We start from the raw sequence: 13,778 nt of genomic DNA on the forward strand, positions 1-13,778 counted from the left end.
GAATATCCCCCTTATTTTGTTTCTCTAAAAAGCACTTTTTTTCTTAATTTTGGTGAGTATCCATCATACTCTAAACGATCTGGAGTATTACGTTTATTTTTACTAGTCAAACAAATTCGCTCTTTGGTTTCTATACATTCCAAGATAATATTTTGTCTCATATTCACTATCTCCTTTAATAAATAAATCGTAACAATTACGTTTTAAACGAAGCAAATTTTATCAGTTTTCAAACATAATGTCAACAGTAAAGATTAATGATACGTGATTAAGTTTCTCGAAACTCAAAGACATCTATGATTTTTTCAGTGTTCTCTTGTAGAATCCATAAACAAGTACCCAGTTCCTGAAGACTTATTCAGAATATCGTCAATAGCTTAAGAGGAATCCTTAATTAAAAGGATTCCTCCAGAATGTAGACACACCTCATACAAACATAAGGTGTGTCTTTTTTAATGAAACTATTTATTTGAAAAAGGCGCAAAAAATCCTTACCCGTATTATAATTGAGGTGAAAAAATTTTTTTAATGGTTCCTTGCTAGATGTTCGTGGCATCTAGTGAGGATTTTTCTTTTCCCCGATTGGCTTGTTCAATTTCTTTTTACAAAATCGTTTGATTAGGCTTAGTCATATCTCTTTGTAAGTTTTTATATGATACGACTCTCGTTTCAATTTCCATCAATACCTTATTTTTTGTAACAGCTTTTTCTTTGATTCGCTGTAACTTCTCTTCCAATCTACCATATATCATTTCTCGTTGATCCATATTCAAAACGCAAGTTAGTTTTTCTTCTAATACTGATTTAGGTGATTTTAACGGGGTTGAGTGCATGGAATACAAAAGTTCCCCCTGTCTAGTTAAAACTTTTATCTCGTTAAAAATATGGTGATTGTATAGCGTTTCTAAATTCTCTGGGATTGCTCTAACAATTTCATCATGAATCACTTTAGGAGTGGCTCTTGCAGTCTCTGGTTCTTCCAAATACATATCCAGGTATCTTTCTAAAGTGTTCAAATAAGACAATTCACTTTGAGTAGCAATCACATATAGATTTGTGGAATAGCCTTTATTTTTTAATTGAGTGTTTGTTTTTATTGGTGTTTCAGTCGTTCTCAATGTTCCTTCTATAATTAGGTTATACTTTTGATCACTTAGGTAATCGATTAGTTCATTTGTGAGACGATTGGAAAATGGTTTGACGTATTATGTTACTTCAACGCCAATTTTTACAGCTAATTGATCATAATTCGGATGTAAAGGTTTAAATGTATCATTATCAACGATAATAATATTCCCTTGCATCTCTTCCAATATCAATTTGTGAAGTGTTGATTTTCCTGCACCAGATTGCCCACCTAGAATATAAGCTTGCGGGTTTTTAGTCGGATTCATCGAATAAATTACTCCTTTTGTGCTCTTTAAATTGTTGTAAAAGTAAGCACTCAAAAATAGACATATCCGTTTTATCATATCCTGCTTCTAAAATCATGTTTAGTAATCGACCATATACTCTTGCGGACAACTCTTTAATTAACTCAACTTGGTATACTTCATCATAGTTCACTTTCCCTCTTATACCTCCTTAGCTTCAAATAAATTCTACTTTCATTTTTTTTCCCATTGCATGCGCAATGGAAGCTAATTTTTCAAAAGAGACGTTTTCTCCACGTTCAATTCTAGCAATAGTTGCTTGTGTTGTATTTGCTCGCTCTGCTAATTCTTGTTGTGTGAGTCCTGCTTGTTCACGAGCATGATATAAGGCAACAGCTGTCTGAAGCTTTTCACCTTCTGCTTGATACAACTCCGCAAATTCTGTGTCTTTTTTCATCTCATGAATTAACTCATTGATTTTCATTATCATACCATTCCTTTCTTAATTCTTTTGCATGTTCAATTTCCTGTTTTGGTGTTTTTTCCGTCTTTTTCGTAAATCCATGAGTAATGATATAGCGATTGTCTACTACATGAAAATAGAACGCTCGTTGAATATTTGATCCTACTTTACTCCTTAATTCGTATAGATTTGTGTCAATCTTCTTGACCCATTTCAAACGTTGCGCAACTAACAACCCATTTTTTTCTGTTTCTGCAATGATTCGTAACAGTTTCGCACTGTCTTTTTTTGGCAATAATTTTATCCATTCTAAAAATTCATCGTGTCCCTTTTTTCTCTGGTAACTTTCAAATACAATTTTTTCCATAGCATTATTATATCATATATTTATTTTAAAAACTATATATCATATACAAAAAGCCTTTTCCACGGAAAAAATCTATTATAACCGAGGTTTCGTCATCCGTTTCGTTTTTTCTTGTTCATATTCCTCATAACGTTGAACAGACTTATTATAAAACAAAATGTCTCTTTCGACTTTTTGAAGTGTTTTTCTTAATTCTGATTGTTCTTTTTGCAGATTTTCAATTGTCTTAACAATTTGTGTATTTGTTCTCGCATACTTTTTATTTTTTTCTACATAATTCACAATTCTCTCATCCAATTGATCTAAAATCGCTTCAGTTTCTAGATAGGTATTTTCAAGATCTGTTCCTATCGCTTCAAAAGATTTATCAAAGCCTAACCCTTTACTGATAAGAAAATCAAATTCTGTCAAAATTTGTCGTAACTTTATCCTTGCTGAATTGGCATAAAGCGGAACATTCCCACTTTGATTTTCAAGATTTTTCACAACAGTTGATCCTAACATGATTTTATTTTTCCCAGGATTCTTTTCATCCACAAAATAAAAACGATCCTGTTTCTTAATAAAAATCTGGTAGTTGCCATCTTCTAATTTATCGACACATCGTGCTGGAATTTTGATTGCTGCTTCTCGTTCTATCCCATAATCAACAATTACATACAAAAATTTTTCCGTTTCTTTTTGGACTTGCCAATCTTCTACAAGAATTTCGATTTCTTTTTCTTGACTCTCATTTTTTATTTTTTGTTGCTGCTTCCAAAGGGTAACTACTTCTTCTTTAGAATAGATCACCGAATTTCTTTTTAACCTGACTATAAGATTTTCCTTCATCAATGATTGATTTTTTAAACTTCGGTCTCGAATTTGTCGTTCTTGTTTACTATCCATCAATTGATACGTTACATATTTTTTTGTATCGTCTACTTTTATATTTAAAGCACGTGCTTTTTCTTTAAAATCTTCCCAACTATTCGCATGTGTCATTAAAAATTTTAATTTCGTTTTTATTTCATTCCGATAGGAATTTTGCGCAAGATACTGTTGATATTTTTTATGCGAATTTTTCAATGTCCGATCAATCACTTTCGCTCCATATTCCAAAGAAATTTTATCTGAAATTTCTTTAAGTTCATTAAACTGCATTTGAGATTGTTGAAATTTTTTTAATGTTTTCGGATTTGTCGCATTTAAAACAATATGGTTGTGTATATGATTTTTATCCAGATGTGTCGCAATAACAAACTCTGCCGAATCTCCAAGATATTTGTTCATTGTTTTTCTTCCAATTTCATGAATTTGTTCTGGAGTTAATTGATCTTCCGGTGAAAAAGATTGAACAAAATGAAAACCAAATCGTTCATTCTGTCGTGGTTGATTCCCTATAAGAATTGCAAGATCACGAGTCAACAACATTTCTTCTAACGCTTGTTGTGGAACATGAATATTTTGTCCCGAAACCAATTCATAATTATTTGTTTTTTTCGGATCAACAATATAGTCCAATGTATTAGATAATTGTTCCTCGCTATGAATAACTCCATGCGATTTTTTGGGCAATGAAATAACTGTCATTTTGATCCCTCCGAACATTCTTTTAACAAACTTCGTAATTTCTTTTGAAGATTTTTTAATTCGTTTTGATAGTCCTTCATTAATTCTTTTGTCTGATTTTGTTCTGATTCATTTAAATATTTTGCAATTTGATTTAAGTTATTTCCAATTCGATTCATTTCAAAATTAGCTTGTACAATAACAGAAATTATTTCTTCAAAAGAAGAAAGATCTGCAACATAAATTTTTTTATTTAGACAACACTTACGCACATATAAACCAAAATTTTTCATTTTTGCTTTACGCATATTTTTTTCAATAGCTTCTCGCTCTAATTCATTCACCCAAAATTTTTTTGGAATATGTCTTGTTCTATTTTTTTCTTCCCACATTTTCTTTCTCCTACTACAATATATTTAAAAGAAACTCATTTCTTTTGTACTCATGTACTCATTTTTTTGAGAAAGAATTTTTTTCTCAAAAATTTCTCCTGATTTTTTAGACTTTCAAAAATTTATTTGTAAAATTTTTTCTTTTCTTCTTTTGATTGTTCATTCATTTTCAAAAAAATTGCGAGAAAAAATAAAAAATGAATCAAAAAAATTCTCTACTAAAAATTTTTCCGAAGGAAAAACGGCCGCACTTTTTTGCTTTGCTCAAAAGTTTTTTTGATTGCTTTTTTCTCTTTTTCCAAAGCTTCTCTAAACTCAAAATAGGACATCTCTTAAAATGCCCTGTTGCGAGCATACTAAGTGGGTACCCACTTAGGTAAAAAAGATCCATCTGCCACAAATAAACAACTAAAATAGCATTTTACTTGTTCTTTGTTTCAGATGAATTTTTTCTTTTTGGGGCGCTGCCCCAATCCCCGTTTCCTAAAAAAAATACTTTTATTTTTTATTTTTAAATTCGAATTTTTTTCATCGCTCAAAATTTTTCATTGCTTTTGTCAAAGGTTTCTAAAAAAATCTGCGCACAAAAAATCAATCCGTTCGACCAAATTCAAAAAGTTTTGAAAAACTTTTTCACTTTTCGAAAATTCAGAGATCCTCAGTTGTTGTATTCGTGATACACAAAACCAATTTCTCTTTTTTCATTTTTAACCTATTAAGAAAATTGATTTAGATTTTCGTACTGTTGAACTACTAATACACAAATAGGTTCTATCGCAAATTCAGGTAACTTTTGGACAATTTTTTTTGCTTGAATATATTCTTCTAGTTCCTCTTTCTCAAGTAAAGGTTCCAATTCTTTAATGATTACGTTAAACGAATGAAGTAACTTTTTCTTTGGAACTGGAAACTCTTTTGAATAAGAAATGACTTCAAAAATTTCTCGTCCATAGTATTCTTCTGGTTTAAACTCTTCTTTTTTAGTATTCATTTTCTCACCCCGTTTTTCTTTTGTTCATTTCCTTTTTTCTCTTTAAGAAGTTCCGGGTGATTTTTTTGTTGTTCTTTGGCTTTCTCTAACAAATTTTTTTGAGATTGCTTGGCTTCTTCAATTTCTGTTTGTAAAGATGTCTTTTTCATTTTCACTTCTTCTTTTGCTGCCATTTGCGAATCAATCGTTTCAATCAATTCTCTTGCGGCTTGTTGTACATTTTCCATAACTTCCATTAATGCTTCACTACTGATCGTATGCAATCCCCAGGAATTGAGATAGCCCATTGTATATTTTGATGTATCTATTCCATAATTATTTGCAACAATATAAGCAGTAGATTCTGCTTCTAATTCTTGTATTGAATATTGTTTTTCTCCATATTGAACAGCAGTATTTGAATGAAGTTTAGCGTGAGTGATTTCGTGAATGAATGTATGAAGTAAATCCGCACCATGTAATTTCGAATTAATAAAAATCTTTTGTTCAGTTGAAGAATAATAACCATCAACTTCCAATGGTTTCAGTTCAACGTTTACTTCACTTATTTCTGCCAATGCAATAAATAATTCTCTTGCAAAACTTGGGTCTTGATTCAGGTATGAAACAGGTTTGGGAAGCTCTTCATATTCGACAAGTTGTTTATCTTCAAATACCGTTCCTAATTTAAATCCTTTTACTTCCAAAACTTTTTTGTTTTTCTCATCCAAAATAGGTTTTCCATTTTCACATTTTGCACCAATGATCGGCATAAAAATTTTAAACCCTTTTGACCCTTTCTTAATGTGATAACCTTGTTTTTTCCATTGAGTAAATGTACCAACAAGACCAATGGTTGGTTTTTGTTTTAATAAAAATTGAATATTGTGACTGGAATATTTGGGACATTTTGCAATAAAATCTAAGTAATTTTTGAACATTTCAGAATTTTTATACTCATCCACTTGCTCTTTTAAAAATTGCGCAAGTTTTTTTGTATCTTTTTCAGCTAATAAGGTTTGAAGCCTATTCGCTTTTGTAGATGACTGTTTGCTCATGATCCATTTCCTTTCCTAATCATAAAAAAGAGTCCTCTTTTACTCTAAGAGAACTCTTTAAACATTTCCTTCTGTTTAAGATTTACGTTTTTTATAACCAAAGAAGCCAGCAATGCCAATCAAAAGCACCCCTAGTATCGAAAGCGCTGCTTGTACTTCTTCTCCAGTTTTTGGTAAGACTTTCGTTTTTCCATCCGCTGTTTTGACTTCAATATTCCCGCTAGGAAGTTTTTTCACAGGAATGGATGGATCTTCTACTAAATTCCCTTGCGTATCTTGTACCAACGGCACTCCATCTTTTACCCCAACAATCGTTTGACCAGTCGCTGTTTTTAATGGCGTTGTTGGCGTTGGCACATGACTGATTTCTTTCACATCACTGGTTACGATCGGTACACTTGTTCCTTGAGAAGTACCCGTCGTGATTTTTCCAGAAGCATCGACCGACACCGTGACTTCTTTTGCCGGAGCTGCTGGTTTGTCTTCTTTCGATTGGGTGTCTTTGTCTTCTTTTGGTTCTTCTTTTGGCTGCTCTTCAGACGGTTGTGTCGATTCTTCTGTTGGTTGTTCGGGCTCTTCACTAGTAGAAGGCGTTGTTGGTTGTTCCGTCGTGGATGGATCAGTTGTTGTACTACCTGGCGTTTCTGCAGTACTTGGTGTTTCCGTCGGTGTCGTCCCGGGATCTATTGGCGTTGTTCTTGGTACTTCACCGCCTCCAATCGGTTCCGATGTTGACGGCTCTGGCAGCTCAGGATCAGGTGTTACTGGTTCAGTTAGTTCTGATGGTGGTGTGACAGGATCAACTGGAGGTTCTTCGGGAATACTAGAATCCGTTGTACTAGTACCAATTGTTTCTGCAGGAGGCGTTACAGGATCGACCGGTACAGTCGTCTCATCTGCAAATACTGAAACAACACCACTACTCAACAAGCCAACTGTCAATAAACTTGAATAGATCATTTTTTTCATTCTTATCATGCTCCTTTGTCTTCTTATTCTGTGATTGAAAAAGTAATCATTTGAGGTTCACTACAGACTCGCAGTTTTTCTTTCTTCATTGAAAGAAAAAACGTAATCTTCTTTGTTTCAATTTGCCCTTGTTTATTTGAAAGGGCAATCATATACGATACATTGATTTTTTGTTTTTTATCATAGGTCATTCCCAGCTCATACGTACCTTCTAATCTTCCTTCAGGCACCGTCCATTTTGCTGGATCGATTTCCACAAATTTTCTTAATTTTTCTTGATAAACAGCTTGATTTTGTTTATCTTTTGAAAAATAGCTACTAAGAAAAAAGCGAGAAAAAGTATCAATCTCTCTGTTTCTACTTAACAACTTTTGAACATCTGAAATTTCTCTTTCTAACGTCTGGCTTTCCATACGAAAAGTAGCAAGTTGAAACTGTTGAAATCCGAATAAACCAACGAATACTCCTAAAACAATGAATAGCCAAACCCGGCGTTTTCCACGATTCTTTGTTTGTTTAGATTTATTTTTTATCTTCGTAGTTTTTATCCGTTCCTGTTTCATTTTTTGTGGTTTTCCTCGATTAAAAGCAACCAACAAATCTTCAAAATTTGTCTCAGCTGAAACAGGCAGTGTCAATTTTTCTGTCAAAATCACTTGATTATCCTTAGTATACTTCGAAATAACTACACTTACTTGATCATAATCATAGATTCGTAATAGTCTTGCATTTGTATCTATAATCAACGTAACAAAGTCTTCAAAATACAAATAAACTTCTGGACTTTGAACAAACTCATCAATTTCTGTTTCAGAAAACACATATTTAGAAGGCTTCTTAGTAATCATCTTCATGTTGATTATCCTCAATTCCTAATAAATCAATCACTTCCTCTACACTGAGACTGGATTGTTCTAACATTTCCATCAGATAATCCTTTTCACTATTTTCTATCTTCTTTTCGATCTTTTTTAAGTCTTGATTGATTTTCTTTCGCTTTTTAATCAAGTCCTCTTGTTGCTTTAACAACTTCTGCTTTCTTTCCTCTAAAGTTTCCTTCATTGGCAGCTCACTCTCCTATTTTTCCAAAAAATGGTTGATTGTCGCTTGATCCGTACCCGCATACATTCTATTTTGATAGAGAAAAGTGGGAACAGAATGAATCTGATACAAAACAATATATTTACGATTCCTTTCCTGATTGAGATTGACAAACTGAATATCTCGATGAAAAAGATCATGCAAATAAACTTGCGGAAAAACTTTCTGACAATCTGGGCAATCGTCACGGTAAAAAAAAAGCGATTTTCTCTTCTTGAATACTAGAAATGACAGATAAATCTTTTTCTTTCTTATAATAGTCATGCCCAATGATTCCAATGACCACAAAAACAAGAACTGCAAACAGAAAAATAAATTTCTTTCCTCTATTCATTTACTATCCCCATATACTCTATTGAAACAAATTGATTATTGAGTGAATCATATTCTGCTTGATACATGAATTGTGTTTCTTGTAGCGCACTTCCAGCGATTGAAACTGTATTTTTGATTAGGATGAACACTTTTTGTTTGGTATCTTTCGTTGCAGAATAATAAATGTCTATTGAATCATCGATCTTAGAAACCGTTTGAACGGAAGCTTGATACGATGTTGCTTCTTTTGGAAAAATCTCTTCTAATGCCTGCTTGCTTGCAAATTTACGTGCTTTTTCTCGCCTTTCTTTGAGCGTATCCTTTTTAGAATCATACTCAAACAAACTTGAAAAAACGGCCGTAACCGCATGAACTAAGAGTTTGTTTTCAGTATTATTTTTTTGTGCGTATAACTGTTTGTATCGTTTATCCATTTCCTTTGTTTTTATTTCTAATACTTCAATTTTCTCCTTTTGTTGTTGTACTTCTTTTTTCCCTTCAATATGAATACCCACAGCAAAAATTAGCGTTACAAGCCATATTCCTCCCACCATCAAACATATTCTTTTCCATACCGTAACATTCTCCTGCATATCATTTTCTCCCTTGAATAAATTCAACTTGAGCCACAGTTGCTGGATCAATCACACGCCAAGAACGTGTCCCAGATCCTGGTTTCACAACATTGGTTTCACTGACTAAAATACTGCCATCTGGATTGACATATTCGCATACGGCTATGTGCCCATACGGTGGGGTTGATCCAGCCAACCCACCATAGAAACTGGCCGCCCAACCAACTTGTGGTTTCCCTTTCACTACAGTATAGCCTCTTACACGTGCAGAAGCGCCCCAGGAGCCGCCATGACCTCCGTTGCCTGAAAACCATTCAATTGGTGTGCCAAGCTGTGCCATGCGATTATACGCTCCCCAAGTGCATTGACCAAAAGGATAGTTATTCCCAGCATAATTCTTATTATCTGGTGGCGGTAATGTTAACTTTCCTACATATGCTTTAGGCAGACTTAGAGTTGGTGCACTATTTGTACCCGTTGCTTCTTTACTTGGCATTTGATTTACCACACAACCATTTTCAACTGACGAGAATTGACTAAATCTCTGATCTTTTGAATTGATGGCTTGCGCGGTTCTTTTGTATGGTGCTATCCCATGTCTTTCAATGGCTTCTCGATCAATCCACTGATAATTTTGTCCTAATGACCGATAAGCACTTAATAAATGAATGAGATAACTTGGATCCGTTGCCCAACCACCGTTAGCAATTGCTTTTAATGTTGCAATGCCATCTGTATTATTAATCGCTCCTTTATATAGTGTTTGGTGAGCCATGAATTCGGCTTTACCCACAATACCTGCATTGAAATCCTTAAACCAAGTGTAAGCACCGCCTGTATTGTCTCCTACATTTGTTCCTGGTTTTGTCCCTGTAATATCTACGGCGTCTTGACCAAAAGTAGCCAAGGTAAGTGGAAAATCACTAAGTTTTGATGTCTTAACTCCGCCCATGTTGTGAGCTTTCCAAAAACTGGTTCCCGAAGGATTCGTAAAATTGAACCCATTTTCCACCATCGTCTGTGCAATACTGGCAGATGGTAAAAAACCACCTGCTTTCCAGGAAAGAATATACGCATCTTTATGACTTTTGATAAAATCATCAATTGATCTGGGAGGCTTAGAAAGATTTTCCGTCGTGACTCGATCACTATAGCTAGGTCGTGAACATTGATTTTCTCTGATTGTAACGAACAAAGAAAGAAACAAAATAAGTAGAATCCCTGCTGTAACTAGTGCGATCACTGGTAAAGGCAATGTCGTCATAAAAGCTGCAACAGATGAAACCATCGTTTTTCCAAGTGTAAGCGTAGAAGAAACAGCTTTTTCTGCATATACTTTCGCCTTATTTACTGCTTGTGCTGAAATCCTAGAATGTCGGGACTTCTCAACAAAAGCATATCCCTTCTTATCTGTTCCTTGCGTTGAACGAAGATATTTCTGTACCCCTCTACTATTTTTAAGTCCATTTTTTTTGAACAATTTACTCTGCAGGCTCTGCTTTGTTAAATACACTGCCTTTTTCGATGGCTTCTTTAATAACAACAATAAAGAAACTGTTGCTTGTTCCGTTGCTTCTTCAGTTACTTTTTCACTTGCCTCAACCTGATCTGTTACAATATCAACAATCGGCGCTACTTTTTTCATTCCTTTTTTGGTTCGATGAAATGCTTTCTGTTTTATAGATCTCTTTTGCGATTTATTTGAGGACGGCTTTTTTGATGAGAAAGATTTTTTGGACAGGTCACGGGAACCTATCGAAACTCTCCTGACATTCGCAAATCCCGTTGGTTTCTTAAATCGTTTGAAATTGTTAACAGAAAGCATTGTTTTTTTCAACACATATTTTTTCTTAAAAAATGGATTTTTTGTAGGATCATGCAATGCTTTGGTTAAATTTTCATTCGTTTTGAACGAAAATTTATTCTTCATTTGCTTCTCTGTCATACAAATCCCTCGCTAGTCTGTCTGCATGATTCGATACAATTCCGTTGTCTTAGGAATGGTATTTTCAAAGGGTACAATCGTATTTCCTGCTATAATCAATCCACTTCCTTTAGCTGGTGTTTTTAGGTATTGTTCTTGTTGATTAGTTAAATTGTAATGTTGCTTGATAATGTTAATGGCAAACTTTTTTTGCTTCAACAATACTAAAAATTCTGAATTGAAGAACATCGAGCGTCCCTCTTCGGTAGCCAAAACAGTGTCAATAAATTGCGTAATTCCTGTTGGATTTCCGCCATACTTTCTTATTCGTGCCCAAATATCTTTAAACTTTTCTCTCGAGATTTCACTTGATGTTCCTGATAGTAGAACTTGTATCTCGTCAAAGTAGACCCAAGTTGTAATTCCTTTAGCATTATTTTCCACAACACGTTGCCAAATTTTTTCCTCTAACGCCATAAATCCAAATGGTTTAAATTTATTTTTTAACTGACTGATGTTGTACACAATAAAATGCGAATTTAAATCAACATTTGTTTTATGAGCAAAAATATCCATTGAGCCTGTGATATAGAGTTTTAACTTATACGCTAAATCTTCAGCTTCCTCATTCTCAATCGTTGTAAGAACGTTGTACCAATCGTGTAACGTAGGCTGAGAAACCTGTTTGTACGTCTTTATCGTTACTTCATCGATAATAGATTCCTGTATTTCTGAGATATTTGCAAAAAGAGAAGAAAACAAACTGACTAAAAAGCTCGATTTTAAACTAATTGGTTCATCGTCTGATTCTAGCCATTCTTCCTCTGGTAAATCCAAAATATTGATGTGTTGCTTTGTTTTAGGTGCAATTTTAACCAACTGTCCGTCAAGAACCTTTGTCAAATCATCGTATTCATTGTCTGGTGAAAGAATAATGACTTCATCTTTTGGATTTTTTAAAAGCGTCGTAATGATTTCGTATTTTGCAGTCATTGATTTTCCTGAACCTGAAATCCCTGTGATTAGACCATTAGAGTTATCCATGCTCGGATCTCTTCGATCGATGGCAATGATGTTATTAGAGAATAGATTAATTCCATAAAACTTCCCTTTAGAATGATTAATATCTACCGTTGTAAAAGGAGAATTAATGGATAAATTTGGTGTAATCAAATCTCTTTGATACGTTTTCTCACAATCTGTAAAATTCATTCCAATTGGCAACACAGAATTTAACGCTTCTTCTTGTAAATAACCAAGAGAAGAAAAAATAGCCCCATATTTCTCTCCAATCGCCTTAATCATTCGGGAATTCTCATCCCTTTCCTCTGGTGTTTTACCAGTTAAATAAATAAGAAAAATAGAGGAAAACTGTTTATCCCCTGTTTCTCGAACAAATTTAATGACTTCGTCAAGATCTTCTTGTGCTTCTTTCGTTGTTCGTCCAATAAAATCTGGCGAATAGCCTTCTTTATATGCTGCCTTTTGTTGCTTGATCACTTCACTTTCGATATTTGTCGCTTGTGCACGTAATCGTTTATTTGTTTGCATAATAGAGTATGGTTGTGCTTGAATCGTAATCACTAATTCTTGTCCACATTCTGCTAGATCTTTAAAGAGATGATCAGAAAGTTCCATTGGAAATTCTCTTAAATACAACACTTGATTGAAACGGTCATCTATTTCAACAGATGTCTTAGTAAATTTAAGCGAAGTAGGCGCAATTAAATCCTTGGTGGTCAACATCGAACGGTGAATATCCTCAAAATTTCCATACAACGGCTTACTATAATTGAGGATTTTATTCATTACACGAAGACGTTCTAAGCCAAATAGCGGCTTGATAGGTACCTCAATACTTGCTAGGGTATTTGCCATCAATGTATGCGTATTTTCTAGTTTCCCTAAGGCTTTTGACGCATTTGGCGCTTTCGTAGCGATCGTAATATAGCGATCAATATGATAGTTATTTAGCCCTTTTTTATAGTTTTTAACAATCATTTCATTTAATTCTTCACGCAAATAATCATAGGCATCGTTTTGCAAAGGGAATTCATTTTGTAAACGATATTCTCGCTCATGTACTTTCGAAATGACCAAGGTAAGCTGAAAATGTTCATCATCAGATACCGTATTAATCATTGAATTGTATTGCGTAATGATATTGATTTGTTCTTCATTCGTTGCCGTTGCATAATTTGTTGAGCCTAGCTCATAGGTCATCGAATAATAATCATCAACAATATGCATTAAGCCATTTCCAAAAAGAGAAGTGTAGCGTAATACATTCTGACTTGAACTACTTTTTGCCTTCTGTGCATTCTTTTTCAAACGATTCAACCGTAGCTTCTCTGTTTTGGATAAAGGTGGCTGTTTCTTTGACTTTTTTCGATTGAATAAATTCTTTACGTTCATAATTCACGATCCTTTCCGTTTGATATGTCCGTTTTGTCGCTCTTTTTAAAAAGACACACTTCAACTTGAACCAACGGTCACTAGGCAATCCATTTATTTTTATCAAAAAGAAAAAGAGACCGATAAAAAGGATAACTACCAGTGGCAATTCAAAAAAGATTGAAGCAATATGAAAAAAGAATGAATTTAGAATCAAAAAAATGGTCACAACAGCAATCAATAATAAAGCAGATAATTGCCGGAAAGTTAACCCGGCAAATTTGCTCTTTATTTTCGATCCATCTTTATATACTTTTATCTCCATA

The 13,778-nt window shown here is 33.9% G+C and carries 16 protein-coding genes and 1 pseudogene; all 17 read right to left on the bottom strand.

Going from position 1 to position 13,778, the window contains the following annotated elements; genetic code table 11:
* Window positions 1-11: 11 nt before the first annotated feature.
* A complete protein-coding gene (gene rpmG / locus IGJ28_RS01025; protein ID WP_170081068.1) occupies window positions 12-161 on the bottom strand; it encodes a 50S ribosomal protein L33 in 150 nt (49 codons plus the stop codon).
* Between the two features lie 441 nt (window positions 162-602).
* Window positions 603-1,394 (bottom strand): annotated as a pseudogene (locus IGJ28_RS01030) (zeta toxin family protein).
* Window positions 1,381-1,566: a hypothetical protein gene (locus IGJ28_RS01035; RefSeq protein ID WP_170081070.1), complete on the bottom strand. Its 186-nt coding sequence runs from the start codon at window positions 1,564-1,566 to the stop codon at window positions 1,381-1,383. The pseudogene IGJ28_RS01030 and the gene IGJ28_RS01035 overlap by 14 nt, the downstream one beginning before the upstream one ends.
* A gap of 24 nt (window positions 1,567-1,590) precedes the next feature.
* Window positions 1,591-1,857 (bottom strand): helix-turn-helix domain-containing protein, encoded by a 267-nt coding sequence (locus IGJ28_RS01040; protein ID WP_170081071.1) that lies wholly within the window; start codon window positions 1,855-1,857, stop codon window positions 1,591-1,593.
* The gene (locus IGJ28_RS01045; protein WP_170081072.1) at window positions 1,844-2,203 is read right to left on the bottom strand and encodes a type II toxin-antitoxin system RelE/ParE family toxin; all 360 of its coding nucleotides are present in this window, start codon (window positions 2,201-2,203) and stop codon (window positions 1,844-1,846) included. The genes IGJ28_RS01040 and IGJ28_RS01045 overlap by 14 nt, the downstream gene beginning before the upstream one ends.
* 75 nt (window positions 2,204-2,278) lie before the next feature.
* A complete protein-coding gene (locus tag IGJ28_RS01050; protein WP_252712530.1) occupies window positions 2,279-3,775 on the bottom strand; it encodes a relaxase/mobilization nuclease domain-containing protein in 1,497 nt (498 codons plus the stop codon).
* Window positions 3,772-4,146 (bottom strand): plasmid mobilization protein, encoded by a 375-nt coding sequence (locus IGJ28_RS01055; protein WP_170081073.1) that lies wholly within the window; start codon window positions 4,144-4,146, stop codon window positions 3,772-3,774. The genes IGJ28_RS01050 and IGJ28_RS01055 overlap by 4 nt, the downstream gene beginning before the upstream one ends.
* A gap of 715 nt (window positions 4,147-4,861) precedes the next feature.
* Entirely contained in the window at window positions 4,862-5,137 is a 276-nt protein-coding gene (locus tag IGJ28_RS01060; RefSeq protein ID WP_252712531.1) for a hypothetical protein, read from the bottom strand.
* Window positions 5,134-6,174: an ArdC family protein gene (locus IGJ28_RS01065; protein WP_170081075.1), complete on the bottom strand. Its 1,041-nt coding sequence runs from the start codon at window positions 6,172-6,174 to the stop codon at window positions 5,134-5,136. Before IGJ28_RS01065 ends, IGJ28_RS01060 begins: the two co-directional genes overlap by 4 nt.
* Window positions 6,175-6,249: 75 nt before the next feature.
* Window positions 6,250-7,143, bottom strand: a complete 894-nt coding sequence (locus IGJ28_RS01070; protein WP_170081076.1) for an LPXTG cell wall anchor domain-containing protein — start codon at window positions 7,141-7,143, stop codon at window positions 6,250-6,252.
* A 23-nt stretch (window positions 7,144-7,166) separates the two neighbouring features.
* Window positions 7,167-7,997 carry a hypothetical protein gene (locus IGJ28_RS01075; RefSeq protein WP_170081077.1) on the bottom strand — a complete coding sequence of 277 codons (831 nt, stop codon included), beginning with the start codon at window positions 7,995-7,997 and terminating at the stop codon, window positions 7,167-7,169.
* Window positions 7,981-8,205 (bottom strand): hypothetical protein, encoded by a 225-nt coding sequence (locus IGJ28_RS01080; RefSeq protein WP_154731697.1) that lies wholly within the window; start codon window positions 8,203-8,205, stop codon window positions 7,981-7,983. Before IGJ28_RS01080 ends, IGJ28_RS01075 begins: the two co-directional genes overlap by 17 nt.
* A gap of 223 nt (window positions 8,206-8,428) precedes the next feature.
* Entirely contained in the window at window positions 8,429-8,578 is a 150-nt protein-coding gene (locus IGJ28_RS01085; RefSeq protein ID WP_252712532.1) for a hypothetical protein, read from the bottom strand.
* Window positions 8,571-9,152 (bottom strand): hypothetical protein, encoded by a 582-nt coding sequence (locus tag IGJ28_RS01090; protein ID WP_170081079.1) that lies wholly within the window; start codon window positions 9,150-9,152, stop codon window positions 8,571-8,573. Before IGJ28_RS01090 ends, IGJ28_RS01085 begins: the two co-directional genes overlap by 8 nt.
* A gap of 1 nt (window position 9,153) precedes the next feature.
* Window positions 9,154-10,398 carry a CHAP domain-containing protein gene (locus tag IGJ28_RS01095; RefSeq protein WP_240943330.1) on the bottom strand — a complete coding sequence of 415 codons (1,245 nt, stop codon included), beginning with the start codon at window positions 10,396-10,398 and terminating at the stop codon, window positions 9,154-9,156.
* Window positions 10,399-11,091: 693 nt separating this feature from the next.
* Entirely contained in the window at window positions 11,092-13,389 is a 2,298-nt protein-coding gene (locus tag IGJ28_RS01100; RefSeq protein ID WP_438845088.1) for a VirB4-like conjugal transfer ATPase, CD1110 family, read from the bottom strand.
* The gene (locus IGJ28_RS01105; RefSeq protein WP_170081081.1) at window positions 13,358-13,777 is read right to left on the bottom strand and encodes a PrgI family protein; all 420 of its coding nucleotides are present in this window, start codon (window positions 13,775-13,777) and stop codon (window positions 13,358-13,360) included. The genes IGJ28_RS01100 and IGJ28_RS01105 overlap by 32 nt, the downstream gene beginning before the upstream one ends.
* Window position 13,778 lies beyond the last annotated feature (1 nt).

Source organism: Enterococcus sp. AZ091 (assembly GCF_051714805.1).
Classification (GTDB): domain Bacteria; phylum Bacillota; class Bacilli; order Lactobacillales; family Enterococcaceae; genus Enterococcus_D; species Enterococcus_D gallinarum.